Genomic DNA, 26,152 nt, shown 5'->3' with positions numbered 1-26,152 from the left:
CACCTCATCCAGCGACAGGCGGCGCGTCATGGCTGCACCACCCTTGGCGGCTCATGCTCGGGCGGGGCCCGGATGATGGCGCCGATGTATTCGCGGGGATCGTGCTTGGTGGACGCCTGTTCGATCGCCGCCCGCGCCAGCGGGACCTTGCCGCCCTTCGCTTTGAGCAATCGCGAGACGAGGCCTCCCGCAGCACTGCCGAGGACTTCCTTGCCGCGCCGGAACAGTTCGGTCTCCGCGTCAGACGGCGGTGGCACCTTGGCCGGTCGCGGCGGCGGGACCGTCTCGCCGAAGTCCAATTCGCCAGAGCCCGAGCGCGCCCCAATCGGCGCGGCATGGTCCTCGGTCCTAGGTCCATGGTCCACGGTCCTAGGTCCAAGGTCCGTCGATGAAGCCTCGCGAGGGCTCGCGAGCAATCGCGTAGCCTCGCTGACAACCGGCAAACGCGAGGGCGTCGGGCGATCAATCTTCTGGTGTTTCAGCCAGTTATCGATTTGCAGATAGGTGGAGCCCTCAACCACGTAACGGGTGATGCAACCATGACGCTCAAGTTCGGCGAGCCAGCCGTCCATGAGCCCCGGCGCATCGTCATCGTATGGGTAGAGAAGGCTCGCGAGCATTCGCGAGGCCGCGCGAGCCCTCCCTTCGTCATCGGCGAGGGTCCACAATTGGATGAACAGCAGGCGCGCATCCCGGGACAGCTTGCCGATGGTCTCAGATTGCGGAAACTCGGGCTTGATCGTCCTGATGCGCGCCATCAGACCCTCCCGGCATTGGCTCGATAGACGGCGGTCGCGAAACCTGGCGGCGTGATGCTGCGGGTGTCGGCGCGATCGGCAGTCGGTGAGAAATTGAGGATTGCGGAGCCCAGCACCGGCTCGACGCACGTCGGCTCGGCGAACAGATCACCGATCTGGACCTTCTCGGGCATGACGAACCCGCCGCCGACCCACAGGCACGTTTGCTTCGTATAGGGGTCGCTGTAGCCGCAGGGATCGAACGTGTAGTCGGGATCGCGCCAGTAGGTCGAAAGGGTCGAGACCGGGTTCTCGATCATGTAGGGCGCGCCGCTGTCCTCGCAGACGCGCCGACAGGCATCGACCACTTGCAGCGCATGGATCAGGGCGCCGAGGCCCTTACCCTTGAACCAGCGGGCGCCCGAGACCGCGAGATGCGAGCACGGCGGAAATGCGAAGACGATGACGGGGCGCGGCAGATGCGCGGGATAGCGCCATTGCGTGATGTCGGCGACGATGTGATGGCGGCGATGGTGCTCGCGCGGCGCCGGTTGGAGATCGACGGTGATCGCCGAATAGCCCGCCTCGATCCACGGCAGCACCATGGTGCCGGTTCGATCGCAGAGCGACAGGACAATCCCGCCCGCGTTCATGCAATCCTCCGCCGGAACAGTGGTGAGGTTTGCAGCGCGAGCTTCGGGTCGAAGACCGAGGCTTGATAGTGCCAGAGGGCGAGTGCGTCGGCGGCGTTGTCATCGCACGGCGCCCAGCCGAGCCGATTGCATGCATCGATCGTCGCCGACTTCGCTTCCTTCCGCTTGATCCGGTTGGTGCCGAGGAAATGCTCGCGAACTTCCGAGACTTTCGCCTCGCGCACGTCATAGCCGCCTGAGTGGCCGAATTCCTCCACCACGGCGCAAAGCCCGATCAGCACGCGGATGATGTGCGCGGTGGTGAAGCCCGCCATGTGCTGGGGCGCCATCGGCGCCTCGAATACGATCAGCCGCACGTCGGGATTGGCGGTAAGGAAATCGGCGAGCCACTGTCGGCATGCCGAATAGACCGTGCCAAGACTGGCGCCCTGGCGCGCAAAACGCACTGAGCCCGAACGTGGGCGATCCTCAGAGGGATTGCCGCAGGCCCAGCCGGTGCGGGATGCGAGATCGAGCGCCAGAATGCGCGGGTCCATGCCGCGCCTCCGCTAATGAGCGGTGGCGCTATCGGCACCATTAACGGCGGACATCGCCGCCGCCCGCCAGAGCGGCAAATCCTTCACACCCTCGGCGGTCGCGAGCATCGAGAGGATGTGCTGCTGATCCTGTTCAAGCTCCTCGTAAATCTCGCGGTTCTTGGCCTCGTTGATCCTGATCTTGACGAGCGACCGAAGCTCCTTGGTCGGGATGCCGCGCGCCTTCCCTTCCTTGAAGCAGGCGTTGATGCTCTCGCGGATGTTGCGGCACCGGGCCATCGATGACCCGCGCTCGGACGCGAGATCGGCATGATAGCCGTCGATCTTGCCGAGGATTTCCTGCACGATCTCGGGGTCGAAATCGTTCGTCTGCGTTGCTGCTGGCTTCGCCATATGAAAGGTCCCTTTGCGTTGCGGGGCCTCGGCGAATTGGGATCATCGCCGGGCCGCGCGTGGTCGCATCGGAGCCCCGGGCATCAGGCCCTCCCGTAGTTGACGAACAGGCGATGGTGCTTCGGGCACCATGACGAGCCGGGCCGCTTCTTGGCGCCGCAGAACATGGCGAGACCGTCCTCGCCGCGCTCGTTCAGCACGGCGCGGCAGTGGAAGCGTTTGGCTTGCAGGAAGGGCACGGGCTTGCTGTTGACGGCCTCGATCGGCGCGAGCTTGCGCGCCAGGGCGACCGACGCCTCGGCTTTCGGCGGCTGCTTGGTGATGGCTTTAGTCATCGGCGACTGGCCCTCGGGACGTTTAAGCTTGAGGCGTGAGATTTTCCCGGAGACCGCACTGCGCGTGCGATGCATCGCATCGGCGATCACCGACGACGACGCGCCCTCGGCGACCCAGCGCCGCAGGGTTTGTTCAGCCGCATCATCCCATGTCGATTGATAGACCATCGGGCCGCCCCGTTTGTCGCGAAGCACGACGGTCGTTTTAATAGTCACTGCTTCGCGTCATCGTCATCTGTTTTCTGCGGCCCGTACCCACCAATTGCGTAACTCAGGACCGGCGGACAAATGCGAACGAACGCTGACAACTCGCCGCGAGTTCATTGGTTGGTGGCAGCAATTTCGACAGCACGTTGAAGTTGATCCGTACCCGCTTTTTTTGATCGCGCATGTTGACAGCTTGATCGAAGCGGGCGGACAATCGCGATGACAGGCAGATTGAAGCAAACAATAACGCACTGACCTGATCACCACGGCGCACCGCCTGCGGACTACCAGCGGGCGGCCCTCACACCCGACAAAAGCATCATCGATGCCGCGCTCCAAGTGCACCTTGGGACCGGTGGGATTGGTTTCTGTGCGTTCCTTGCAACGCTGCAAGGCTTAGGGAGGTCGGCATGCAGTCGCTCCGGTGGGACGGGAAAACGATCACGGTGCCCGGCGTTTATCGGGATATCCCGCTGCACGACTATCACCGCGCCGACCTTTGCGATGCGATCAGCGTCTCATCGTCGATGTTTCGGCACATCGTTAACAAGTCACCAAAGCACGCCTTCGATAAATCGTCGCTCAATCCCGATCGCGAAGACGGCGAGACCGAGACCGAGGCGATCGTGCTCGGCCGTTTCGTGCACAAGGCGGTCGCTGGCGAGCCGTTCGATGACGATACAGTCATGCGCCCGGCCACCGTTGGCGGGTTCGCGTACAACGCGAACAGGAAGGAATGGCGGGATTGGCTCAAGGAGCAGCGCGGCGCCGGAAAGTATGTGATCTCGCCCGCCCTGGCGGAGCGCGCCAAGGGCATGATCATCGCGCTCGGTCAGTTTCCGCTCGTGCAGCACGGCATGCTGGGCGGATCGCCGGAGCGCTCGCTGATCTGGAAGGACTCGCGCGGCTTCTGGAAGAAAGCGCGGCCAGATGAAATCCCGAACGACAGCGGCGACTTCGTCGATCTGAAGTCGACGAGCTCGGTCCTCTATCGCGACACGCAGCGGTCCATCATCGACTACGGTTACCACCAGCAGGGCGCGATGGTGATGGAAGGCGCGCGGGCGCTCGGCATCCCGGCGTCCTCATTCACGCTGCTGTGGGTCGAGAGCAAGCGTCCGCATTGCGTCCGCGCGCAGACGCTCAAGGACGAGGACTTGGCGCGCGGCGCCGCCCTCAATGAACTCGCCGCCAAGACGTTCTGGCAGTGCTTCCAGAGTGGCGTCTGGCCCGGCCCGGGCGATGATCGCGCCGACGCCGAGTATGTCGATTTGCCCGACTGGTATCGCCAGTCTGTTGATGACCGGATCAAGTTCGAATTGCGGGAGGCTGCGTGATGACCGATCAAACCGTCACCACCGAGGCCCCGCAGACGCCGCCGCCCTCGCAACAGCAGGCGCAGCCCGATCGTGTGACCCGCCGCGACCTTGTGGAGGGGAACGCGGAGAAGGTGGTCACCGAGCGCACCGAGGCCGTGACGCTGTTCAAGGGCGGGGGCGTCGACTACGCGAACCTGCGCGATCTGGTCGATGCCGCGAAGCTTCTGGCGGCGTCCGGGCCTTATCTGCCGCCCTTCATGCAGGGCAACGTCGGCGCCTGTTTCGCCAATTGCATGCGGGCGCAGGAGCTTGGCGTCTCGCCGCTCGCCCTGGCGAAGTGGACCTATGTCGTCGAGCAGTTTGTCGGCGGCCAGAAGGTCGAGCAGGTCGCCTACGAGAGCCAGATGTTTCACGCGGTGGTCGAGGCGCGCGCCCCGATCACCACGCGCCTACAAGTCGCCTATGAGGGCGAAGGCGACATGCGGCGGTGCCGGGTGTGGGCGACCTTCAAGGGCGAGAAAGAGCCGCGCCATTTCCCGCCGCTCGATGCTGCGCCGGATCAGTTCACACTCGGCAAGCTGCGCCCGAAGCGGAACGACAGTGGCCGGATCAAGGGCTCGCCGCTTTGGGACACCAAGCCAGACCTGCAACTGTTCTACAACATGAGCCGCGATTGGGCGCGCATGTACTGCCCCGATGTCATCTCGGGCATGTACGGCCGCGACGAGATGGAGGACGCGGGCTTCACCGTCGCATCTGAGGCCGCGCGCGATGTCTCCCCGCGTCTGACGGAACGCCTGCGCGGCACCGCGCCGTCGATCGGTCAGGCGGCTATTGCCGCGATCGATGCGCAAGCCGCAGAACACGCCCCGAAATCAAAAGCGAAGGCGCCTACCGAGGGCCCCTCGGGCGACGCTTAAGAAGCTGGAAGGAGTGGGAAATGCCTGACTTCTGCGACCGCGACGGCTCGTCCTGTGCTGCGCCTATCACCGCAACCCGGCTCGGCGACGTTCTCCGCATCGAGGCGGCCCCGCGCCATGGCGGCGCGTCCCGCCCGTTGCTCCCCTCGCAGGACATCCGCGTCATGCTGTTCGCCGAGCGGGAGTTTCGGCGCCAGCGCGCCGCGCGCGGCTACATGAAGCAGTGCGATCAGGCGTTCGCCTGCATCGTCAAAGGTTATGGCGCCCAGCCCAGCGTCGTCACTCGGCCCGATCGCGACCCCGAGCTGATCGAGTTGCGCCAGAAGATGATGGCGTTCGTCGCGGTTGCGACCGGGGCCACGCACCGTCAGGTCGGGCTGGTCTTCAAGCGCGATCACTCCTCGGTCGGATCGGCCTGCGCCCGGTTCGCCGCCGCTGTTCGCGCCACCATCTCGTCGGCCCAACCAACGAGCGAGCCTGATGCGGAAACTGATGCGTGAGATTGTCACCTTGGTGCGGCAGGCCGGGGGATCGGACGTGTGGGTCTCCGAGGGCGGCAAACACACGCGCGTCCACTTCACCGGCCCGAACGGTCGGAAATCCCATCTCCTGATCCATCGCGGCGCGACGGTCACCACCCGCTACGCCGCGATGATCCGCTCCCAACTCCGTCGGAAGATCGCGCCACGAGCGTGTAACCCGGAGTGTCACCGAGGATGAGCGCGGCATTCACGGTCGGTCTGATCGCTGGCCTCGTCTGCGTCGGCAGTCTCGGCGCAATCATCATGGCGATTTTCGTCATGGGCAAGGACAGCGATTTTCCAAGGAGAGCACTATGACCCTCGCGAGCGAAATCACCAATTTGGAGACCGAGTTGCAAAGCAGCCGCGTTGAGGCCGAAGCGCTCGGCAAGAGGAACGCCGTCCTTGAATTTGAGAATGACAGCTTGAAGCAGCAACTTGCCAAGGCAAACGCCGATCGCGACGCGCTGATCCGGCGCTCGGAGGCGATCAAGAGCCTGCTCGATCAATGCGGAGCCACCTTGATGCACGGCTTGAAGCAATACGCCGCCGAGCGCGAGGTCGAGCGCCGCGAGGAGGCGAGCGGCGAGATCGAGAGCGGCATGGCCGCGATCGTCGCCCGCCGCAACGGCGGGGCCATTCATACGGATGGCCCGCAAACCGACCACTGACCATGACAACGGGAGACTGACGTGAGCACCGAACCGATGCTGCAATTCTTCGCCTACTCGCATTTGAAGCCCGAACTTCAACCAACCAGCGCCAAGTTTGCCGAGGTCGCCGAATGGGTGGTCTCGCTGCTGCCGCGCAATCCCGAGCGCACCGCCTGCCTTCGCAAACTTATCGAGGCGAAGGACTGTGCGGTGCGCGCCGCGATTTACAAGGAGGACGGACAATGAAAATCCCGAAAGGCGCCGACATCCAACTCAAGACCGAGGGCGGCCAGGTTGAATTGCACATCAACGCCGCGGTGACTACGCGCACGGCTGCGGCCGAACTGATCGCGGCGATCCGGCAGATTGCCGGGGCGCTGGAAGCTGAGAAGCGCGGTCCGCGCAAGAAGGCCGTCACGACCGCCGAGGCCGCCTGACATGGGCGAGCGTCGGGCCTTACCGCAAAGGCGGCAAGCCGAGACCTTCGAGATCGAATTCGGGGGCCTCGAACGCCGCTATGCGGTGACGCTCGGCTTCTACGATGACGGCGCTCTGGGGGAGGTTTTCATCAGCGGCGGCAAGTCCGGTCAGACGGTCGAGGCGATCGCCCGCGATGGCGCGGTTCTGCTTTCGCCCGCCCTGCAATACGGCGCGTCGCTCGACAATATCGCCAGCGCCATCACCCGCGATGATCGGGGCGGCCCGTCATCGGTGATCGGCGCGGTGATCGATCGGCTCGCGCGAGGGGGCGACCAATGAATGAAGAACAGAGGGCCGAGGAACGGGCCGAACGTGACGCCGAGATCGCGCGCGACGCGGCCAACATTATCCTCGATCTGATGCAGGGTGCGCCCGTCAGCATCGCCTACAACATCATCGGCAACATCACCGTGTCGGTCTTTACAGCGGGCCGTTCCTCGAACCCGGCGCCGCCTTGGAGGAGTTCGATCATTAGGCGGCGTACACGCGCCAGATGATCGCCGAGCAGATCAAGGAGCGGCTGCAATGAGGAAAGAAATCTGGAAAGACGTGCCCGGGTTCGAGGGTCTGTATGCGGTATCCGACCTAGGCCACGTGAAGTCGCTTGAACGGGGTGCGCGCGGTGGTGCTATGCTGGTACCGGAGCGCATCTTGAAGCCAGCCAAGGCAACGCGCGGCGGTTATGACGTAGTGCAATTGCACAATCACGGCAGGCGCACGCTGCGCACCGTTCATTCGCTTATGGCTGCTGCCTTCATCGGTGCGCGCCCGCCAGGGCTGGACATTTGCCATCGCAACGATGATCGGATTAACGATCTCGACAATCTTCGCGATGACATCCGCGCCGGTAACATCGCCGATGCAATGCGGAATGGTCGCACACCGAAAGGCGTTGCGCATTGGAATGCGAAGATGACGCTCGAAAAAGCAGACGAAATCAGGGCCGCCTATGCCGGTAAACGCGGAACGATGGCAGAGCTGGGTGACGATTTTGGCGTGACCGCATCGACTATTCATCGCGTCGTTCGTGGAGCCTGGAAATGAGGCGACGGGACTACATACCGCTCAAAACCCGGCTCGCGGCGACTCTCTGTGAGATACTGACCGACGACGGCACTGGGAAGCTTGTGAAGGTCATCCCGCACGAGGACGCGGTAAAGATGACCGAGGATCAAGTGCTGTCGCTCTTTCATTTCGACCACGCAATTTACCACGCGCGGGGCGGGGCGGATGCGTTCTGGAATTTGACGCCCACGCTGATCCCCGAGCACCGCGAGAAGACCCGCAAGCGCGATATCCCGCAGATCGCGAAGACCCGGCGGATCGAACAGCGCGAGGCCGAGTTTCGCGCCCGGCTGCTCGCGAAGCATCGAGGCGAACCGCGCCCGCCGAACCGCTGGCCGAAGAGCTCGTTCCAGAAGCGGAGGGCGCAGTCATGAGCACGGACAAGGCGTTCGTTCACACGACTGTGCCGTATGGCGATGACGGCAAGCTGGTGCGCGGGATCATCGCCCGATGCGGTGCGCCGGGCTGCGAGGCCGCGATCCCGCTGCCGGTCAACACCTTGCAGAATTCTCGCGGCGACGACACCGAGATCGAATGGCGCTTCATCGCGCGCAAATTGGAGGCGAAAGGCTGGCGTGTCGGCCGCAGCCACGATGCCCATCGCTGCCCGCGCTGCTTCAAGGCCGCGAAATTCTCATCGATCAGGAAGGCGGAAGCCATGCAGAACGGAAACGCGATGACCGACAAACTCAAGGTCGTGAAGGACAACATGCGGGTGATGAGCCGCGAGGATCGCCGCATCATTTTCGAGAAGCTGAACGAGGTCTACGTCAACGACAAGATCGGCTATGGCGATGGGTGGACCGACGAGAAGGTCGCGAACGACCTCGGCATCCCGCGCGCATGGGTCAAGCTGATCCGCGACGAGAATTTCGGCGACGAGGTCGGCAACGAAAGCATCCGCGAGCAGATCAAGGACGCGCGCGAACTGCTCTCGCAGATCAAGGCGATCGAGCCGGGCATCAGCGAGGCGCAGCGGCTGATCGCGGTCGCCGACAAAATCGAGAAGTCGCTGGCCGAGATTGCCAAGGTGCTCAAGTGACCGAGGGGCCGGCCGTCCTGGCGACGATGATTTGCAGGAAATGCGAGCAGGAGAAGCCCGAGGCCGATTTCTACATGCAGGCCCGCGACGGCTATGCGCCCCGGCGGATGACAGTCTGCAAAGTCTGCCATCGGGCGCGCACCGCGCAGAGCACGCAGGAGCGGCGCCGTCGGGCGAGGGAAACGAGGCAATTGACGATGACCGAGGACGTAAAGGTGAGCGCGATCGATACCGCGAGCGGCCACCGGCTCGCGACCGTAAAGGAGGCGTGCCGCTACGGGAAATTCTCGCACACCAAATGCTACGAACTGATCAATGCCGGGCGGATCAAGGCGAAGAAATTCGACGCCCGGACTCTGATCGACCTCGATAGCATCGACGTCATGTATGCGGCGCTGCCCGATCTGGTGCCCAATCCGGGCGCTAAGTCTTAAGGGGCCCAGGCGATTCAAAGAAATGCGCCATCATCATCGCCACGACAGGACGGGCACTCATAAAGGCGCCGATGTCGGCTTTGAGGGCTAAGCTGAAATTTTCTGCTCAATCAGAGCATTGCCGATTTTGACCCAACTCAGACACCGCAAATGCAGCAATCGCCAGCATCATAACCAAAAAAGCCCCGACGAGCCGGGGCTTTGGTTTGCGCAGACTGAAGCGATTAGTATCTGGCCGCGACCGGAGCGCCGTAGCCGCCGAAGCGATAGTTCAACCGGACGGTGACCATGTCCACATCCTGGCTGAACCGCTCGCCAAGGAGGGTGACGCCACCGGGCGTGACCACGCCTGCACCCACGAAGGTGCGGGTGTCATTCCCCATCCAGAGGTGGTCGTATTCAACACCGACCGACCAGTTCGGCGCGAAGCCATACTCCCAGCCGACGCCCAAGGCGCCGCCCCAGCGCGTGTGACTTGCCGAGTCCAGGCCGACTCCGGTGAGGTTGTTGAAGACATCAAGACGATTGTGGGTCACGGCGGCACCACCCTTCACATAGAGCAGCGAGGCGTTCCACGCCCAACCGAGTTGGGCCGTGAAGAGACCAATACCGTCGGTTTTTCCTGTGGTCGAAAGCAGCGGATCGATCAGGCTGACGCGCGTGTTCTTAATGTCGGCCCAATCGCCCTGCGCTTCCAATCCGAACACGAACTGATTGGTTTGCCAGCGATACCCGATCTGTCCGCCGACTAGGCCTCCGGAGCGAGAAGCGCAACCACCTGCGACTGTTCCAAGGTCAGTTACGAAATCCACGCAACCGCGGCTTTGGCCCCATCCGCCGTTAGCGCCGATGTAGAAGCCAGTCCAGTCATAGATCGGAGAGACAATCGGGGGCGGCGCCTTGGTGTACGGACGCGCCGCCAGATCAGCCGCGGACGCAGGAGCAGATAGACCCACGGCCATCATCCCGGCCGCGGCAACCAGAAGCTTCTTCATGTAAGTGATCTCCCCAGAAACAAATACGAGAAACGGCGTGACGCCCCACTTTCGGAATCAATATTAGCCGGTTCGACTCTTGGTTGCTGTAGCTCGGCTACAACACTTGCCTCGGAAAACATCGCGCAAAGTGTTGATTTTCATTAAGAAATAAGGAGCATAGTACCGCCAACGTTCATGCGTCACGAAAAGAAACCAGCCTGACGATCTTTTGGGCTGCGATCGCTGGCTCGAACTGCACGAGAGCGGGACCTACGTACGGCTAGGAGCCGGCGCGGCTTGAGGTAGATCAACTGCCGAAGACGAGCACCGACGTGGCTGCGACGGTGAAGACTGCGGCCAAAATGACTAGTGTGAAAAATACGCTGTCGTTCATTGTTCAAAATTAGCATGGGCCAATTTCGGCTGACTATGCAGTTTCTGCCAGTTCTGCCAAGGGAAACCACGGGATCGATATCCAAGAGCAGAAAAATCAGGGAATCCAACTCCAGTTCGGTTGCCCATTTTCTCCCGGTCGACAAGAATGGCTGCATTGTTAGGCACGTGAATATTTCACTAATGAAATGCAATCGCACCCGCAGTGATGGCGCAGGCATGCAAAGGCAGATTAGCGCTTTGAGGTCAGAGCGCGGCGTAACGCGGCACGAACTATCCGAAAGGGAAAAGCTGCTCGGCGAGATCCGACAGGCGATCAAGAAGCCTGGCGATGAGCAGCGAATCATCGCCTGGCTACTTAGCCGGCTCCGCATTCCTGACGCCGACCGCTGAACGCTCCGACGCGCGTCCGCGCCAACGACCGAGATGGGTCAGCCGGCCCGGCGTTACCCAGGCCCCCCTGCGAGCCGGCGCCTAGCCTCCGATCGGCCCTGAAAGCGTCTGCAACTCGGCCTCAATGGTCGCGATATCCTGCTCCAGCTGCGCAATAGACGACCGACAATCGAAGCCCGTCCTGGCCTTCAGGTCGACTGCCAAGCGCCGACGATGCGTCCTCAGATTCTCCAGCGACTGGCGGTCCTTAAGTCTTGTATAGCCGTCCACAATCAACTCAATCGCAGTCGACATAATCTTACCTCACAATCAAATTTCGGATCTGCAATACGGATAGGCTTTAGCGAGGAACGGGGGCGGAGTAAATCGACAAAGAAAAACCGCCGACCTTTGCGAGCCGGCGGGAGTTTGGACTGTAGATTGCGATCGGGGCTTCCGGTCGCCGTTCGACGGTAGCATGGCGGCACGCCAGCGAGAACCGCGTCACAAACCTGTGGCATGACCATTGCATAATTCAGGGCAACTGGGATTTCAGCGCTCAGTTAGAGAATAGGCGCTGCCGGGACGCTTATTTCGAGCCCGGCGACGCTTCACTTCCTTTCCCCTTGCGCCATCGCTACGGCGCATTTTGTTTCGACGGCCGGGATATTTGGCGCATGGCATACGACACGGCAACAGTACATATGCTCCGCAACGTTCTAGACGACGTTCTTTCCAGCCCGTCGTTCACTCGTCAGCAGCAGCGATCTGCCGTGGAAGTGGCCGAGCGTGTTCTCTGGCTCGCTTCGCAAGGGGAGCGTGAACCGATTAGGATCAAGCGGCACCTGCTAAATGAGTTCTTGGTGTCTGCTGAGAGTGATGCCGAACCGGTCGGCCCCCTCGCATGATCGACTGCTAGCGACTAAGCTCAAAGTCCGTTGGCCCGACTCGGACCTCGGGCGATGTCCGCCCTTCGAACCGCTGTTGATCATCCACCGCGCCTGATCCGCTACGTCTCTTTTGTAAGTACACGTCCGGAGACTACGACGGCGCCGTTCGCCGCCCGACGATATTGAGCCGCATGGCCGCCCTCCGATCCGGGCCCCATGAAAGGGCCCGGGCCCCGATCCGGGCTTTTTTAATGGGGATAGGCGGCTCCGGGAAAATACAGTATCGGTTTACAGTATCGCCCGGCGGCCGAAAGCGGGAAGAACCTTTCTTCTCAATGCCTTCGGCCATTTCGTCCCTTTCCCACAAGGGGAGAAGGGAAGGGGAGGAGATGGGAATTTCGGAGTAATAGCATCATGCTCCTGTTTTGCCCGACGGAGCAATGGGTGCAGCGTGATGAGTTGAAGTCCGATCAGGCTCGGCGGACGGCAAGGCACAGCTCTCTCCGTTCCCTCCCCCCTTGCGGGGGAGGGGCAGGGAGAGGGGTGCCACACGGGGACTCTTTCGAGTCGCTGACACGCAGGCTCGATGCCGCGTCAACAGCCGGTACCTTTTCCTGAGCTGCCCCTCTCCCTAGCCCTCCCCCGCAAGGGGGGAGGGAACGCACCTCCGTCGGCGCGCTAGGTGTGTCTCTTCATAGGCATCCAAGCCATTGATTCCCCACGCCCCGGTTACTGTGCATGGGGTTGTTTTCCAGATTTTTGATTCAGGGTCGTAGGCGCGGCCGTCGCGGCGGGCGTCAGCTCTGCCGAAAACCCATCCGGAAGGCGCCCCAGTGCTTGCCGCGGATCACGATCGGCGAGGACAGGTCCTTCATCAGCACGAACTGTCCGCCGCCCATGTCGCGGCGATAGGTCTGGAGCAGGAACGGTTTTGTGTTGGCCGCGACCTTCTTCACCGCGCGGTCGCTGAACAGGCGGCGGTTGCGGCAATTGGCGTTGTTCCAGACGGGGTCCTTGCCCTGCGGCAGGCGGTAGTTCGGGTTGTGGGTCGGCAGATAGCCGCCCTTGGCCCACGCGACGCAGAACACGATGCGGGGGTCTGACTTCTGGATCGGGTCCTGGATGGCGGGCAGGGCGCGGTCGGTGAAGTCGACGTAGTTGGTCTTGTATTGCTTGGGATCGGTGCCGGGGATTTGCCGGTAGTTCTCGTCCATGAGCTGGTCGAGCGTGATCTCGCCGCGGTCGATTGCGGCCTCGAACTCGTCCGAGATCCGCTTTGCGGTCTCGACGACGACGCGGATCAGCGGCGCATCCGATGTCTCCACGCCGCTGTCGGCGATCATTGCGATCAGCGCTTCGGACGTGTCGAGCAGTTTTGTCACGCGCTGATCGGCGTTCTTGAGATCGCGCGAGGACAGGTCGACGCCCTTGGCGAGCTCGTTGAGCTCGCTGATGACCGTGTCGCAATGGCCGAGATTGGAGGTCGCGGCGCGCGTGACGCTGTCGATCTCCGCTTCCACCGAGGCAAAACCCTGCTGGACCCGCGAGATGATGCCGGAGATCTGCTGGGCGCCTTCGCCGGCAGTCTTGGCGCGTTGCGAGGCGTCGCTGCTCTCGCCGATCAGGCCTTCGATCTGGCCGTCGAGATCGCGCACGGTGTCGGAGATCTGATGCGTGGCCGCACGGGTGGCCTCAGCGAGATTCTTGACCTCGCTCGCCACCACTGCAAAACCGCGGCCGGCATTGCCGGCGCGGGCCGCTTCGATGGTGGCATTGAGCGCGAGCAAATTGGTCTGCTTGGCGATCGCCTCGATCGAGCCGGACACTTTTGCCACCTGCGCCAGCGCCGAGCCGACCGCGCTCAGGCGCGCCTCGATTCGCTCCACGGCTGCGACGAGCTCGGAGATGTGGCTGACCGCGGTGTCGACCGCGCCGCGCGACTGCGCGATCTCGCCGACCGCCGCTGATGCGGTCGATTGCACCGCTTGTGAGGCATTGGCGATATCGTGATTGGCCGAGACCATCGTCTCGGCCGTCTCCTGGAGGTGATGGAACCGTTCGGATTGGTTCGCGACGCGGTTTGCGACTTCCTGGACGTTACCGGCGATGTCGGCGAGCTCGACGCCGAGGCCGCCGATGCGGTCAGCGAGCTGGTCGATCAGACGTTCGGCAAGTGTCCGGTCGGAGCCGGTGTCCAGGACTGCCAGTTGTGCGACGGACATGTTTTGAGAGTCCTCCAGTCAGAGCCGTTCGCCGGCTCCCCGCGGCATTCCCATTCCAATTCCAGCCTTAAAGGATGATTCGCGGCCGGCGTCTTGCCTGAGCGTGCACTACAGCTTGTAAGCCGTGCGGAATCCGCCCCAGTGCCGGCCCTGGACGCGGATCGGAACGTCGATCTCGCGCATCATCACGGTGTTGCCGTTGCCCATATCGCGCGCATAGCTCTGGACCAGGTACGAGCGCAGGTTGTGGGCGGCGGCGAGCCCTGCCGGATCGTTGAAGATCCGCCGGTTGCGGCTGTTGGCCGTGTTCCAGGCGGTGTCGCCCGGCCGCTGCGGATGCGAATAGATCTTGTTGTGCACCGGCAGGAAACCGTTGCGGTCGACCATGGCGCAGAATGCCATGCGCGGTTCCTTGGCGAGAAAGGCTTCCTGGAACGGCGGCAGCGCGCGGTCGGCCCAGTCCAGATATTTCGTGCGGTATTGCTGCGGATTGGTGCCGGCGATCTCCGCATAATCGGTGTCGAAGAGGTCGTCGATCCCGACCTCGCCGCGTGCAACCGCCTGCTCGAAAATCCGGGTCAGCGCCGTGCCGGCTTCCATGGCGCGAGTGACGAACTCGGTGTTCTCCTCGTGGATCGACCAGAGCCTGTCTTCGATCTTCTCGCTGAGATCGGCGTTGGGGCTGACGAACTGCGCGCGGGCGCCGGCCTTGGACTGCTCGATCACGCGCAGGCGGCAGGCGCCGACGCCTTCGAGGGTGCCGTCGACGATGGCCTGCGTGGCAAGCTTCGCCGCCTCCGCGCCGCCGATCAGCACGCCGTCCATCGCGATCTCGTAGACCTGCAACATGCCGCGCGCGGTTTCGAACTTGAGATGGCAGGGCAGCCGCTCGGTCTTGCGGCGGTCGTCGTGCTCGCTTTGGCGCAGCAGCACCGCACAGCGCGATTTCAGCTTCCGTGCGAAGGTGGTGACGGCCTTGCCGGCGCTGGCGACGTTCTCGCCGTGGGTCTCGGCCGCCTTGGTCGCGGCATCGATCTCGGCCGCGCTCTCGCCGACCGAGATGATGAACTGCGACGCGCTGGCCGCGTTGCCGGAGACCTCGCTGGTGGTGGCATTCTGCTCGGCCACCGCGCCGTTGACGGTGTCGAACACCGGGCGGATCGCCTCGATCGCCTGCGCGATGCGATGCACGGCGTCGGCCGAGCCGGCGGCGTCGCGCTGGAGCGCGTCGATCTTCCTGGTGATCTCCTCCGTCGCGCCCTGGGTCTGCACCGCGAGCGCCTTCACTTCGGTCGCGACGACCGCAAAGCCCTTGCCGGCCGCACCCGCACGCGCGGCCTCGATGGTGGAGTTGAGCGCGAGCAGCGTCGTCTGCCGCGCGATCTGTGCAATCAGATTGACGACATTGCCGATGGCGGCGGAGGATTCGCGCAGGCGGTCGACATTGGCGCGGGCTTCCTGCGCCGCGGCGCTCGCTTCGTCGGCGAGCTTGCCGGCCTCGCGCACCTGCGCGCCGATGCCCTGCGCGGACTGGGTAAACTTGTCGGCGGCATGGGCGAAGGTCGAGGCGTTCGACTGCGCGGCATTGGTCCGACCGGTGAGGGCGTCGGTGCGCTCGCGAATATCCGCGAGCGTTGCCGCGGTCGCCTCCGCGCCGCCGGCGACCGAGTTGGCGGCCCGTTCGAGCTGGCGGATCATGGCGCCGAGCTCGAGTTCCAGCAGTTCCAGGATTTCCCGGGCGGAATCGGCCTCGGCCGACGGGGCAGGCGCGGGATCGACCGGCGACGGCGCGGCCTGTGGGGTTGCCACGGGCGCGGACAAGTCGGGCAGACGCTTCCGAAACAATGCGAACGCCATCAGGTCACTCTTGTCGGGGAACGGGCGGTTGCTATTTTCGCAGGCCGGAATGAAATCAGGGTTAACGGTGCCTGACTCCTAGGCACGGGCCACTACGATATTACCTTAAAGTCGTAGAGCCTCTTTCATTCCGGTGGGTTGGCGGCCTATAAGGCCGCGCTTCCCACGCTCACCTTTGGCGCACGATTCCTGACGAGACACGCATGGCCGGACATTCCCAATTCAAGAACATCATGCACCGCAAGGGGCGGCAGGATGCCCAGAAGTCGAAGCTGTTCGGCAAGCTGGCGCGGGAAATCACCGTCGCGGCCAAGCTGGGCACCCCCGATCCCAACATGAACCCGCGCCTGCGTGCCGCCATCATCGCGGCGCGCCAGGAGAACATGCCGAAGGACAATATCGAGCGCGCCGTCAAGAAGGCGCTCGGCAATGAGGGCGAGAACTATGACGAGATCCGCTACGAGGGTTACGGCCCCGGCGGCGTCGCCGTCATCGTCGAGGCGCTGACCGACAACCGCAACCGCGCCGCCTCCGACATCCGCTCCTTCTTCACCAAGTCGGGCGGCAATCTCGGCGAAACCGGCTCGGTCTCCTTCATGTTCGACCGCACCGGCATCATCGAATACGACCGCAGCGTCGCCTCCGACGACGCGGTGCTGGATGCCGCGATCGAGGCCGGCGCCGATGACGTGGTCTCGGGCGAAGGCGGACACGAGATCTACGCCTCGACCGAAAGCTATCGCGACGTCGCCAAGGCGCTGGAAGCCAAGTTCGGCGAGCCGCGCAAGGCCGCGCTGATCTGGAAGCCGCAGAATACGGTCGCGGTCGACGACGAGACCGGCGAGAAGCTCTTGAAGCTGATGGACCTGCTCAACGAGCACGACGACGTCCAGCACGTCTACGCCAATTTCGAGGTGTCGGACGCGCTGGTCGCGAAGATGGGCGGCTGAGGTCGCTCTCCTGTCCCAGATTCTGCTGTCGTCGCCCGGCTTGACCGGGCGACCCAGTATTCCAGAGACGTCAGAGGGAAACGGAGAAGCCGCGGCGTACTGGATACCCCGCTTTCGCGGGGTATGACCGCGTGTCTTGTGGTCGTCATCGCGGGCACCCAATCGCGACACCCCACTTCCCCTGTTACTTCCGTTCTGTTTCTGTTTCCCCCACCGCAGCCAGCCGCTATCACTGGCCCATGACTGCGCTCCCGATTCGTGGCCCCGTTCGCATCATCGGCATCGACCCCGGCCTGCGCCGCACCGGCTGGGGCGTGATCGAGGCCGAGGGCAATCGTTTGATCTACGTCGCCTGCGGCTCGGTGGAACCGCCGGACGATTTGCCGCTGGCGAGCCGGCTGCTCGCGATCCATGAGGGGCTTGCCGCCGTCCTGTCCGGTCACAAGCCGATGGAAGCCGCGGTCGAGCAGACCTTTGTGAACAAGGACGGCGTCGCGACGCTGAAGCTCGGCCAGGCCCGCGGCGTCGCCATGCTGGCGCCTGCGATGTTCGGCATTACTGTCGCCGAATACGCGCCGAACCAGGTCAAGAAGACGGTGGTCGGCGCCGGCCACGCCGACAAGCACCAGATCGCGATGATGCTGAAGATTCTGCTGCCGAAAGCCGAGCCGCCGTCAGCGGACGCCGCCGACGCGCTCGCCATCGCCATTACCCACGCCCATCATCGCCAAAGCACGGCGCTCAGGCTGAAGGTGGCGGGCTTATGATCGGCAAGCTCAAGGGCCTGATCGATTCCTACGGCGAGGATTATGTGCTCCTCGACGTCGGCGGCGTCGGCTATCAGGTGCACTGCTCGACGCGGACGTTGCAGCATCTGCCGTCGCCGGGCGAGGCCGCCGTGTTGTCGATCGAGACCTACGTCCGCGAGGACCAGATAAAGCTGTTCGGCTTCCGCACCGACCAGGAGCGCGAATGGTTTCGCCTGCTCCAGACCGTGCAGGGCGTCGGCGCCAAGGTCGCGCTTGCCGTGCTCGGCACGCTGGCGCCTTCCGATCTCGCCAACGCCATCGCGCTACGCGACAAGGCCGCGGTGGCGCGCACGCCCGGCGTCGGCCCCAAGGTCGCCGAGCGCATCGTCACCGAATTGAAGGACAAGGCGCCGGCCTTCGCCAATGTCGATCCGGCCGTCGTCCATCTCGCCGGTGCCGTTGACGACCAGCGCGCGCCGCGCCCGGTGGCAGATGCGATTTCGGCGCTGGTCAATCTCGGTTACGGCCAGCCGCAGGCGGCTGCCGCTATTGCATCCGCATCGCGCAGCGCGGGCGAGAGCGCCGAGACCGCGCAACTCATCCGGCTAGGCCTGAAGGAGCTGTCGAAGTGAGCGCGGCCCACGCCAATCCCGTCGCCGCCCTGTTTCGTCGCCTTTCGCGCGTGGCCGGTATCGTCGTGATTTTCTCCATTGTCGGGCCGCTGACGACCGCCGCGTTGGTTGCTGTGACGGTAACGGCGCTCGGCGCCGCGGTGCTGCAGATGTTTCTCGTGTTCCTCGAACTGGAAGCACTGCGTGCTCTGGTTTCGATCGCGGTCGTGCTGTTGGCCATCGTCACGATTCTCGCCTCGTTCCTTCCTGCAGTCGTCGCCGGCCTGATATTTGCGTTGGCGGCGGTCTACGCCGATCTCAACATGATCTGGATGGCGTGGCTCGCCGCGGCGGTGGGTGCGGCCGGCTTCGTCATGGTTGGCATGTTCGTCGTGCCCTCCGAAACCTCGGCGGTGATCGTGCCGAGTGTCCGTTCCGCGCCCGAGGCGCTGAAGCTTTCGGCGATGCTCGCCGTCGTCGCCGTCATTCCGGCCAGCCTGTGCTGGTGGCTCGCGAAACCGCTGCATCGTGTTATCCTGCCCGCATGACCACTCCCCCACGCATCGTCACGCCCGAGCGCCGCTCCGATGACGTCGGCGACACCGCGCTACGTCCGCAATCGCTGTCCGACTTCGTCGGCCAGCAGCAGGCGCGCAAGAACCTCTCGATCTTCATCGAGGCGGCGCGCAAGCGCGGCGAGGCGCTCGATCACGTGCTGTTCGTAGGCCCCCCCGGCCTCGGCAAGACCACGCTGGCGCAGATCGTCGCCAAGGAGCTCGGCGTCGGCTTTCGCGCCACCTCGGGGCCCGTGATCGCCAAGGCCGGCGATCTCGCCGCGCTCCTCACCAATCTCGAAGAGCGCGACGTGCTCTTCATCGACGAGATCCATCGCCTGAGCCCGGCGGTGGAAGAAGTGCTCTATCCCGCGATGGAGGACTTTCAACTCGACCTGATCATCGGCGAGGGCCCGGCGGCACGCTCGGTGAAGATCGAGCTGTCGAAATTCACGCTCGTCGGCGCTACCACGCGCGCCGGCCTCCTCACCAATCCCTTGCGCGACCGCTTCGGCATCCCGGTCCGGCTCAATTTTTACACCATTGAAGAGCTGGAAAGCATCGTCACCCGCGGCGCGCGCGTGCTCAATGTCGGCATGAGCGCCGACGGTGCCAACGAGATCGCGCGCCGCGCCCGCGGTACGCCGCGCATCGCCGGCCGCCTGCTGCGGCGCGTGCGCGATTTCGCCTCCGCCGCCGATGCCGCCTCGATCGACCGCAAGATCGCCGACCACGCGCTGAGCGCGCTCGAGGTCGACGCCGCCGGCCTCGACGCCATGGACCGCCGCTACCTCACGACCATCGCGCAGAACTATGGCGGCGGCCCGGTCGGCGTGGAGACGATGGCCGCCGCCTTGTCCGAGCCGCGCGATGCGATCGAGGACATCATCGAGCCTTATCTCATTCAGTGCGGCTATCTCCAGCGCACTCCGCGCGGCCGCCTGCTCACCTCGCACGCCTTCCGCCATCTCGGCATCGCCGAGCCCTCGCGCGATGCCGCGGCACAGTTCGGCCTGTTCGGCACGGACGAGAGCGACGACTGATTGCGTTGATGCAAGGTGCGTCGGTTGTCATGAACTTCCGGTAACCTTTGTGCAAACGGTCTGCACGCAAATGCAGGCCGTCTGCACGAGCGGACCCCAATTCCGCTCCAATCGGACCGCATCACAAAGCTGCATCACCATCGGACTTCCATGATCACGCGTCGTCATCTCATTCGTTCCATCGGCGGCCTGTCCGCGCTCGGCGTCTCGACCGCGGCCTATGGCGTCGGCATCGAGCCGCTGCGGCTCCGCGTCACCCGCTATCACCCGACCCCGCGGCAATGGCCGGCGGATTTTCCGCTCAAGATCGCCATCGTCACCGACATTCATGCCTGCGATCCCTGGATGTCGCTGGAGCGGATCGAGGGCATCGTCGATCGCACCAATGCGCTCAACGCCGATGTCATCGTGTTGCTCGGCGACTATGTCGCGGGTGTTCACCAGGTCACGCGCATCATTCCGTCGAGCGAATGGGCGAAGGTGCTCGCGGGCCTCAAGGCACCGCTCGGCGTCCATGCCGTCATGGGCAATCATGACTATTGGGTGGACCGGGCCGTGCAGCAGGCCGGGCACGGGCCGACAGCCGCCCATCGCGCGCTGGAGGCGGCCGGCATTCCCGTTTACGAGAACGACGTCGTGCGTCTCACCAAGGACGGACGCTCCTTCTGGCTCGCGGGCCTCGGCGATCAGCTCGCCTACTATCCCGCGAAGCGCTATGGCCGGGCGCGTCGGCTTGGCGCCGACGATCTTGCGGGTACGCTGGCGAAGGTCACCGACGATGCGCCGGTCATCTTGCTCGCGCACGAGCCCAATATCGCGCCGCTCGTACCCGCGCGCGTCGCGCTGCAACTGTCCGGCCATACCCATGGCGGCCAGGTCCGCCTGTTCCGCTGGTCGCCGGCTGTTTCGCCTCAGCACGGCGTGCGTCTCGCCTATGGTCACTTCCGGCTGAAATGCGACGTCATCGTCTCCGGCGGCCTCGGTTGCAGCATCATGCCGGTCCGCGTCGGCGTGCCGCCGGAAATCGTCGAAGTGACGCTGGGAAGGACGCCGGCCGTGGCATAACCTGCGCTTGCGCGGCCGGCTGTTTTTGCGCAAAACGGGCCGGTTGCAAAAAGCGAAGAGGCTCGCGACGTGACAGCCCATCTCGACGGCGAGATCCGCGACGGCCGCCATCACATGCAGGTCCGCGTCTACTACGAGGATACGGACTTCTCTGACTTGACGCTATCATAGTAGACGAACGCACTGATCTTTCTCGTCTTGCGTCGATTTTCGGGGAAAAGATTCATGCTAGAAAGGGAAGCGCTGTTCAGGTACGGAGTATATTCGTAGGGCATCCGCTTGCGAACCGGATGCACTACGATGCTGTCGATCAAGTTGCGAAAGGCGACGCGGGTTTCGATGGCCTTCGGATTAATCTTCAGCGCGGTGACCAGTCTCTTGGCCTCCGAATGATATCGGTCACCGAACTTTGGATGGTCGAACGGGATCACGTTTTCGCTGCCACTACCCAGCAGCCGCAAGCGCTCGTTAACGGTTTCCCGTTCCACATCGCACTCATCGATCCGCTTGAGCAACTCATCCGGCTTGCGACGGCTGTTTGCGATGGCATATGACAAGCGTTCGATCTCAGTGGTCAACGTACGGAGTCTACGCTCTAAATTTGCGTGTTCGCTGTTCTTTGTCCGATCGTTCTTACGCTCCTCCTTCCAAGCACGCATCGCCTCTTCAATCGCTTTGGGCGAAAGCAATTTTAATTCCATTTTGCTTGAGACATCCTCAAGTAGCACGTCCATGTCAAAACTCCGGGTGTGCTCACACGTGCCTCGTTGATGCGCATTGGCGCATGCGGCGCGCGGAGCGCCATTCCTGGAGGATTGAGCGATTCGCATATTCCCGTTGCAGACACCACACCGGAGGACCCCAGCAAGTGGATGCTCATTATTGCGCGGGATCACAGGACGGCGCCGCGGCTTGCCCGCCGGTCCGAACATATGGATGGCGCGGCCGCTGCGAACCTTCTGCGCCCTGTCCCAAAGCACTTGCGGAACAATCCGCAGCTCGGGCTTCTTGACAATGATGTGCCGGTCTTCCGGATTGCGGCGTTTCTGTTTCTTCTGCGTTTCCGGGTTCAGAATTGTTGATCGAACGTTCCAATGTATTTCGCCGATATACAGCTCGTTGCCGATAATGCCGCGACCGTGGCGACCGCTAGTTATGCACTGATGATTCCAGGTCGTGCGACCAGCCTTGTTCTTGTGACGGGTGGCGCCAGGCGAGGGCAAGCCTTGGCGCGTGAGATCGGCCGCAATATCTCGGGTTGAACGCCCCGATACATATTCGGTGAAGATGCGGACCACGATCTTCGCTTCGTTCTCATCGATCACGCGCTCACCGGGCGCGCCCGGCCTTGGCCGGTAACCGTAAGCGTATGAGCCAGGAATTCTTCCACTAGCGACAGCATTATCATGGCCACGCCGAACCTTGTCGGCGAGCTGCGGCTTATAAATCGTGTTGTAGAGACTTGCGATGCTGATGTCGGTGGCAGTCGCGTAAACGCCTTTCTGATCCATCAGCTCAACGCCATTGAACTCGAAAACTTGCTTGAGACGCTGGATGGTTGCGGGATCGCGCGACAGGCGATCGAAATGCTCAACGATCACAACATCAAAATCATGGTTTCGCACGCCATTGAGCAATTGCTGATAGCCGTCCCTCGCATTTTCGGTTAGGCCAGACTTCGCGGCATCAACAAATGCACCGATGACATCTAGGTCGTTGCGTGCCGCGATCTTCCGGCAGAGCAATAGCTGACCGTCAATCGAGGTCGCCTTTTGCATGTCGCTCGAATAGCGGGCGTATAACACGGCCCTCTTTTTTGTTGGCCCCGTCATCATGCCCTTCCTCCTTTCGGCTGCTCCAAACCGTCGTTTTCGTCTCGTGCAATCTGCCGTCCGATGGCGCGCGCCAGCTCAAGCCAAACTTCCTCATTGTCAGGATTATCCCAACCCTGAGGGTGGGAAGGATCAAGCGGTTGGATGATCGCCTTCTGCCTCCGAGGCGATCGGATTCGAGTACGCATATGGACCGACCGGCAAACGTTAACGTAAATTGTCGCCCAGCGCGATAGCTGGGCTGTGATCACTTGCGGTGCCTGCTTCTGTTATTCGGAGCGTCGATCGCGCCGGCAGAGACCCCTCGCTGATTTCACAATTTTCGTCGGCGTGGTGTTCAGGTTCAGATCGTCCTTCAGCCACAGCTTTCGTCAGCCTTGGCCGTGCGCCGATAGAAATCACAGAAGGTCCACACTTGACGTTTGCCTCTGGAGTGCTCACGGAAGTCTCGATCTGAGTAATTGTGGGTCCAATCATGTTGACCGCTGCAGCGGTCAATGAAAATGAGAGTTTTCTGGTGTCGCGGTGCTCCACATCGGGCGTTAGCGCATTCCTGCGATAGGGGGCGTAGGCGAGAGAATTCTTGCCAAACAAGGCGGAGTAAAAAAACTTGCGCCTGACGGCGACGAAAGTCCGATGCCCGTGTCCATATTTAGCGGTGCAGTTATCCGCTCCGTCTGATGCCAGCGGTTGCCGCAGACGAGACGGCTTCATTGATCAGTGAAATCCGGCGGTCGGCCGACAAATCGTGGCGCACGACGCTAGATGCGGTTGTCCTGATCTGAGTATACGCACGGAGGAATTGCTGAGACGCCGCCTGTTTTAGCCACTACCTTCGCCGCTTGGGGAGATATGGAAGACCACAAGGGAGGCCTTCTTCGGCCGGTGCCGCAAAAGCGGTGGAGTCTGAAAAGACAATCTTTTTGCAGGAGCCCATCCAATCGCGAAAATTTTCCACGAACCGGCCTCGCAAGCGCTGATCTTCACCGTGGAAACGCGTCTGATGGGCCGATGCGGCGGCTTGTTGCTCCCGGTGGATTGGCTTCAATCCTTGTCGTCTCCGAGGAAGCGCAGGTCAGCAGATAATCGTTCGCCGCCTTCTGATCGTCGCCCGAACGAAGGAGCCGATTGGCCGACGGCAGGGCACTCACAGCGGTGAGCGAGTAAGCAGTGCCTGCTCTCCATTGTCCCCCACGTCCTCTATACAAGCCTTATTGCCGGCCTGGTCGGCGTGTTCTACTGGGATCTCCCCGGACTCTGACACCATTGATTGGTGTGCTGTTCCCGGAAGTGGTACGAGTCACTGTCTTCATCGCCTCCGCAATCACGGGCGTCCTGACGCTGCGAGTTGAACCGACTAACGGGTAGTGTCTCAGTTGAAATTTAGCGAGACTTTGTCGGGGGCGCGGATGAAAAAGAGGAACTTTCTCAGTGACCGTCAATCTCGCGCATGAGCAGGTAGCGCCGCAGCACTGCCGCCGCCTCCTGCTCTGAGACTCCGCTCGTTTGCTGGGCTGGCCGTCGATGATCGGCGAGTAGGCTGCCGCCTGCCGTATGACCGCGTGAAGGTGCCGCATCTCGTCATCGGTCATGCGCCGGTTGAAGTAGAAGCAAAGCGTCTTCTCGCTTTCGGCATCGCGGCCGGCGGCGGGGCAGCGGAGCGGCTCCTGTTTCGCGCCGCTGACAAGCCGCAGCGCGGGCCCGGGGTGCGGTGTTCCCGTCTTGGGGGTGTCGGACACGGGACGATCTCTCTCAACGTGTGGGTGAGGCTACGGGCGGAGTTTTGGGCAGGCGGCAGGCGCGGTTCTCCGCATCCACGGCGATCGCCGAAAGCGTTTCGTTCTGATCAATGAGAAGAGAGATCGCCTTCGTCGCCCAGCCCTCGTAGGTCAGGGTTCCGGTTTCCCACAAGAAGACAAGCGCGCGGGCGACCGCGTTATGGCGGGATAGTTCCTGCAGCTTGCAGAAAAGCTCGGCGTTCATTTGTACGCTTTTCGCTGCCTAGCGAGCTGCTTCTGCAGATACGCCATGCTGATCTATGCTCGCTCTGCTTTGTCATCGCGGGCGATCCTGCGCCAATCGTCGGTGTGTGAGCCGAGTATGCGGAGCCGGAGCATCCCCTTCGTTTCTGCCATCGTTTCGGGGCATTTAACACCACAACCGGTTCCATAATCGGCGCCGATGGGCCACCTTTTGCCGTCTTTCTGCATGATCGGCGGAGGGTTAATAAACCCGGGTGGCGCTCACCCCTCATCTGGCGGTCCTTGCAGTTTTTCCAGTTGCGCCGGGTCCCAACGAAATCCCTTCAGGCGATAGGGCGGCGCGCGCGGGATTTCGGAGGCACAATGGTGGACCCAGTAGCTGCAACTCTCTGGTGCTTTTCGTGGTCTGTTTCAAAAACCGCTTGCATCTCGCGGGGGTCCACAGATGGGTTCACGGCCTAGTTCTACTTGGTGGGAAACAGGTTCTCCACGATACGAAAGTCAGAAAGTTGTTCGTCGCGCAATCGCGCGAGACATCGGCACGACCACGCCGTCCGCAGCGCGCTTGCCATCGCAGAACGCGGCCCAATCAGCCATCATCGTGCGCTGCTTCGACCGCGCCGATATAGGTCTTGATGGACATGGTGCAATCGGGTTCTTCGAAATCGTGCCTGACGGTGGCGTTGCAGGCAAGTCTAACCAGGGAAAACGAGCCCTCCCTCAATCGGCTCGGTGGTCCCACAACTCGGGGCGGCTGCTCCCGGCAGATGATACGTCAGTGGAGACCTTTGATTTGGAAGCGCTGTCACACGCTTACGTAATAGGCGTCACCTCGGTCCCTGCGTGTAACGACCACGCAGGTTGTACCCCGCAGCAGAGGTTGAGCACTCGCCAGATCTTTTGCTAGGCGTTCCGCCGCACGGAAGGCTTGCAGCTCGTCTTCGAATGCTAACCCGCCGGGGTCGTCGACATTCTGCTTGCCTGCCAGATTAAAGTAGAAACGGGCCATTCGTTCGCTCGCTTCGTTGCCCCACGGGAGTAATGATAGTATTGGGCAATTAAGCAGAAGTTCTCTGATGTAGGGCCTCATGATGCCGGAATTCTGCGAATGATTGGCGAAATGCGGAGCGCATCGTGCGTGGGCTTTGGAACGGATTGAGCCCGCACGAATTGCTGCCGACGCCGAGAACGCCTCGTTCTATGGTCCAGAGATACAGTGCTATTTGTTCTGGTCGGCTGCGCTGCCCGGCTGCGCTGGCCGCAGAAACCGCTGCAAAGGGATGCTGCGTCCTATCGGCTGGCGAAGGCTGTCTGCCAAATCGTCACCACGTTTCATGGCACAGAGCGAGATACGGTATCG

General features: G+C 62.7%; 33 protein-coding genes and 1 pseudogene. 21 read left to right on the top strand and 13 right to left on the bottom strand.

What is annotated here, in order from left to right; translation table 11 throughout:
* Positions 1-26: 26 nt before the first annotated feature.
* The 5 genes from J4G43_RS45720 to J4G43_RS45700 all read right to left on the bottom strand — a co-directional run bounded on the left by J4G43_RS45720 (position 27) and on the right by J4G43_RS45700 (position 2,870).
* The gene (locus J4G43_RS45720; protein WP_208088756.1) at positions 27-758 is read right to left on the bottom strand and encodes a hypothetical protein; all 732 of its coding nucleotides are present in this window, start codon (positions 756-758) and stop codon (positions 27-29) included.
* The gene (locus J4G43_RS45715) at positions 758-1,390 is read right to left on the bottom strand and encodes a hypothetical protein (protein WP_208088755.1); all 633 of its coding nucleotides are present in this window, start codon (positions 1,388-1,390) and stop codon (positions 758-760) included. Before J4G43_RS45715 ends, J4G43_RS45720 begins: the two co-directional genes overlap by 1 nt.
* Positions 1,387-1,926 (bottom strand): hypothetical protein, encoded by a 540-nt coding sequence (locus J4G43_RS45710; protein WP_208088754.1) that lies wholly within the window; start codon positions 1,924-1,926, stop codon positions 1,387-1,389. The genes J4G43_RS45715 and J4G43_RS45710 overlap by 4 nt, the downstream gene beginning before the upstream one ends.
* A gap of 12 nt (positions 1,927-1,938) precedes the next feature.
* Positions 1,939-2,319: a GapR family DNA-binding domain-containing protein gene (locus J4G43_RS45705; protein WP_208088753.1), complete on the bottom strand. Its 381-nt coding sequence runs from the start codon at positions 2,317-2,319 to the stop codon at positions 1,939-1,941.
* 83 nt (positions 2,320-2,402) lie between these two features.
* Complete coding sequence (locus tag J4G43_RS45700) at positions 2,403-2,870, bottom strand: GcrA family cell cycle regulator (RefSeq protein WP_208088752.1); 468 nt, start codon at positions 2,868-2,870, stop codon at positions 2,403-2,405.
* A gap of 401 nt (positions 2,871-3,271) precedes the next feature.
* Between J4G43_RS45700 and J4G43_RS45695 the strand changes: the two genes are divergently transcribed.
* From J4G43_RS45695 to J4G43_RS45640, 13 genes are all read left to right on the top strand, one after another.
* Complete coding sequence (locus J4G43_RS45695; RefSeq protein WP_208088751.1) at positions 3,272-4,198, top strand: PD-(D/E)XK nuclease-like domain-containing protein; 927 nt, start codon at positions 3,272-3,274, stop codon at positions 4,196-4,198.
* On the top strand, positions 4,198-5,100 hold the full coding sequence (locus J4G43_RS45690) for a recombinase RecT (RefSeq protein ID WP_208088749.1): 903 nt from the start codon (positions 4,198-4,200) through the stop codon (positions 5,098-5,100). The genes J4G43_RS45695 and J4G43_RS45690 overlap by 1 nt, the downstream gene beginning before the upstream one ends.
* A 20-nt stretch (positions 5,101-5,120) precedes the next feature.
* Positions 5,121-5,600 (top strand): hypothetical protein, encoded by a 480-nt coding sequence (locus J4G43_RS45685; protein WP_028153562.1) that lies wholly within the window; start codon positions 5,121-5,123, stop codon positions 5,598-5,600.
* 216 nt (positions 5,601-5,816) lie between these two features.
* Positions 5,817-5,939, top strand: a complete 123-nt coding sequence (locus tag J4G43_RS55535; protein WP_256461382.1) for a hypothetical protein — start codon at positions 5,817-5,819, stop codon at positions 5,937-5,939.
* Complete coding sequence (locus J4G43_RS45680) at positions 5,936-6,292, top strand: hypothetical protein (RefSeq protein ID WP_028153560.1); 357 nt, start codon at positions 5,936-5,938, stop codon at positions 6,290-6,292. The genes J4G43_RS55535 and J4G43_RS45680 overlap by 4 nt, the downstream gene beginning before the upstream one ends.
* 21 nt (positions 6,293-6,313) lie before the next feature.
* The gene (locus tag J4G43_RS45675) at positions 6,314-6,520 is read left to right on the top strand and encodes a hypothetical protein (protein ID WP_028153559.1); all 207 of its coding nucleotides are present in this window, start codon (positions 6,314-6,316) and stop codon (positions 6,518-6,520) included.
* On the top strand, positions 6,517-6,711 hold the full coding sequence (locus J4G43_RS45670; RefSeq protein WP_035677664.1) for a hypothetical protein: 195 nt from the start codon (positions 6,517-6,519) through the stop codon (positions 6,709-6,711). Before J4G43_RS45675 ends, J4G43_RS45670 begins: the two co-directional genes overlap by 4 nt.
* A 1-nt stretch (position 6,712) precedes the next feature.
* Complete coding sequence (locus J4G43_RS45665; protein ID WP_028153557.1) at positions 6,713-7,033, top strand: TSCPD domain-containing protein; 321 nt, start codon at positions 6,713-6,715, stop codon at positions 7,031-7,033.
* Positions 7,030-7,251: a hypothetical protein gene (locus J4G43_RS45660; RefSeq protein ID WP_028153556.1), complete on the top strand. Its 222-nt coding sequence runs from the start codon at positions 7,030-7,032 to the stop codon at positions 7,249-7,251. The genes J4G43_RS45665 and J4G43_RS45660 overlap by 4 nt, the downstream gene beginning before the upstream one ends.
* Before the next feature lie 28 nt (positions 7,252-7,279).
* Positions 7,280-7,798, top strand: a complete 519-nt coding sequence (locus tag J4G43_RS45655) for an NUMOD4 domain-containing protein (RefSeq protein WP_208088747.1) — start codon at positions 7,280-7,282, stop codon at positions 7,796-7,798.
* 83 nt (positions 7,799-7,881) lie between these two features.
* Positions 7,882-8,193, top strand: coding sequence for an HNH endonuclease family protein (locus J4G43_RS45650; protein WP_225005528.1), 312 nt, complete (start codon positions 7,882-7,884; stop codon positions 8,191-8,193).
* Positions 8,190-8,861 (top strand): hypothetical protein, encoded by a 672-nt coding sequence (locus tag J4G43_RS45645; protein WP_028153554.1) that lies wholly within the window; start codon positions 8,190-8,192, stop codon positions 8,859-8,861. Before J4G43_RS45650 ends, J4G43_RS45645 begins: the two co-directional genes overlap by 4 nt.
* Complete coding sequence (locus J4G43_RS45640; RefSeq protein WP_207794713.1) at positions 8,858-9,295, top strand: helix-turn-helix domain-containing protein; 438 nt, start codon at positions 8,858-8,860, stop codon at positions 9,293-9,295. Before J4G43_RS45645 ends, J4G43_RS45640 begins: the two co-directional genes overlap by 4 nt.
* A gap of 224 nt (positions 9,296-9,519) precedes the next feature.
* On the opposite strand, the gene J4G43_RS45635 is transcribed toward J4G43_RS45640, so the two are convergent.
* Together J4G43_RS45635 and J4G43_RS45630 are read right to left on the bottom strand one after the other, a co-directional pair.
* Positions 9,520-10,290 (bottom strand): outer membrane protein, encoded by a 771-nt coding sequence (locus tag J4G43_RS45635; protein ID WP_028153552.1) that lies wholly within the window; start codon positions 10,288-10,290, stop codon positions 9,520-9,522.
* A gap of 849 nt (positions 10,291-11,139) precedes the next feature.
* A complete protein-coding gene (locus J4G43_RS45630; protein ID WP_035669564.1) occupies positions 11,140-11,352 on the bottom strand; it encodes a hypothetical protein in 213 nt (70 codons plus the stop codon).
* Between the two features lie 362 nt (positions 11,353-11,714).
* Between J4G43_RS45630 and J4G43_RS45625 the strand changes: the two genes are divergently transcribed.
* Positions 11,715-11,945 carry a hypothetical protein gene (locus J4G43_RS45625; protein ID WP_028154370.1) on the top strand — a complete coding sequence of 77 codons (231 nt, stop codon included), beginning with the start codon at positions 11,715-11,717 and terminating at the stop codon, positions 11,943-11,945.
* A gap of 779 nt (positions 11,946-12,724) precedes the next feature.
* Here the strand turns inward: J4G43_RS45625 and J4G43_RS45620 are convergent.
* Complete coding sequence (locus tag J4G43_RS45620; protein ID WP_208088745.1) at positions 12,725-14,149, bottom strand: methyl-accepting chemotaxis protein; 1,425 nt, start codon at positions 14,147-14,149, stop codon at positions 12,725-12,727.
* 108 nt (positions 14,150-14,257) lie between these two features.
* A complete protein-coding gene (locus J4G43_RS45615) occupies positions 14,258-16,006 on the bottom strand; it encodes a methyl-accepting chemotaxis protein (RefSeq protein WP_208088744.1) in 1,749 nt (582 codons plus the stop codon).
* Positions 16,007-16,209: 203 nt separating this feature from the next.
* Here J4G43_RS45615 and J4G43_RS45610 point away from each other — a divergent pair, with 203 nt between their 5' ends.
* The 7 genes and pseudogenes from J4G43_RS45610 to J4G43_RS45580 form a co-directional block, all read left to right on the top strand.
* Positions 16,210-16,956 carry a YebC/PmpR family DNA-binding transcriptional regulator gene (locus tag J4G43_RS45610; protein ID WP_208088743.1) on the top strand — a complete coding sequence of 249 codons (747 nt, stop codon included), beginning with the start codon at positions 16,210-16,212 and terminating at the stop codon, positions 16,954-16,956.
* Between the two features lie 239 nt (positions 16,957-17,195).
* Positions 17,196-17,723 carry a crossover junction endodeoxyribonuclease RuvC gene (ruvC, locus tag J4G43_RS45605; protein WP_039156321.1) on the top strand — a complete coding sequence of 176 codons (528 nt, stop codon included), beginning with the start codon at positions 17,196-17,198 and terminating at the stop codon, positions 17,721-17,723.
* A complete protein-coding gene (gene ruvA, locus J4G43_RS45600) occupies positions 17,720-18,337 on the top strand; it encodes a Holliday junction branch migration protein RuvA (RefSeq protein ID WP_208088742.1) in 618 nt (205 codons plus the stop codon). The genes ruvC and ruvA overlap by 4 nt, the downstream gene beginning before the upstream one ends.
* Positions 18,334-18,864, top strand: coding sequence for a hypothetical protein (locus J4G43_RS45595; protein ID WP_071916641.1), 531 nt, complete (start codon positions 18,334-18,336; stop codon positions 18,862-18,864). The genes ruvA and J4G43_RS45595 overlap by 4 nt, the downstream gene beginning before the upstream one ends.
* Positions 18,861-19,913 (top strand): Holliday junction branch migration DNA helicase RuvB, encoded by a 1,053-nt coding sequence (gene ruvB / locus J4G43_RS45590; RefSeq protein ID WP_085401794.1) that lies wholly within the window; start codon positions 18,861-18,863, stop codon positions 19,911-19,913. The genes J4G43_RS45595 and ruvB overlap by 4 nt, the downstream gene beginning before the upstream one ends.
* 150 nt (positions 19,914-20,063) lie before the next feature.
* Positions 20,064-20,978, top strand: coding sequence for a metallophosphoesterase (locus J4G43_RS45585; RefSeq protein ID WP_208088741.1), 915 nt, complete (start codon positions 20,064-20,066; stop codon positions 20,976-20,978).
* Between the two features lie 69 nt (positions 20,979-21,047).
* Positions 21,048-21,137: pseudogene (locus J4G43_RS45580) on the top strand (acyl-CoA thioester hydrolase); the annotation flags it as partial.
* Here the strand turns inward: J4G43_RS45580 and J4G43_RS45575 are convergent.
* The 4 genes from J4G43_RS45575 to J4G43_RS45560 all read right to left on the bottom strand — a co-directional run bounded on the left by J4G43_RS45575 (position 21,110) and on the right by J4G43_RS45560 (position 25,801).
* Positions 21,110-22,813 carry a recombinase family protein gene (locus J4G43_RS45575; protein WP_028182466.1) on the bottom strand — a complete coding sequence of 568 codons (1,704 nt, stop codon included), beginning with the start codon at positions 22,811-22,813 and terminating at the stop codon, positions 21,110-21,112. The pseudogene J4G43_RS45580 and the gene J4G43_RS45575 overlap by 28 nt on opposite strands.
* 204 nt (positions 22,814-23,017) lie before the next feature.
* A complete protein-coding gene (locus J4G43_RS45570; RefSeq protein WP_225005526.1) occupies positions 23,018-23,524 on the bottom strand; it encodes a hypothetical protein in 507 nt (168 codons plus the stop codon).
* A gap of 1,038 nt (positions 23,525-24,562) precedes the next feature.
* On the bottom strand, positions 24,563-24,793 hold the full coding sequence (locus tag J4G43_RS45565; RefSeq protein WP_225005524.1) for a hypothetical protein: 231 nt from the start codon (positions 24,791-24,793) through the stop codon (positions 24,563-24,565).
* 804 nt (positions 24,794-25,597) lie between these two features.
* Positions 25,598-25,801 carry a DUF6894 family protein gene (locus J4G43_RS45560; protein ID WP_039156329.1) on the bottom strand — a complete coding sequence of 68 codons (204 nt, stop codon included), beginning with the start codon at positions 25,799-25,801 and terminating at the stop codon, positions 25,598-25,600.
* Positions 25,802-26,152 lie beyond the last annotated feature (351 nt).

Origin of the sequence: Bradyrhizobium barranii subsp. barranii (genome assembly GCF_017565645.3) — a bacterium.
GTDB lineage: Bacteria > Pseudomonadota > Alphaproteobacteria > Rhizobiales > Xanthobacteraceae > Bradyrhizobium > Bradyrhizobium barranii.
The sequence above is the reverse complement of the archived record's forward strand: the minus strand, read 5'-3'. Positions and strand labels throughout refer to the sequence as shown.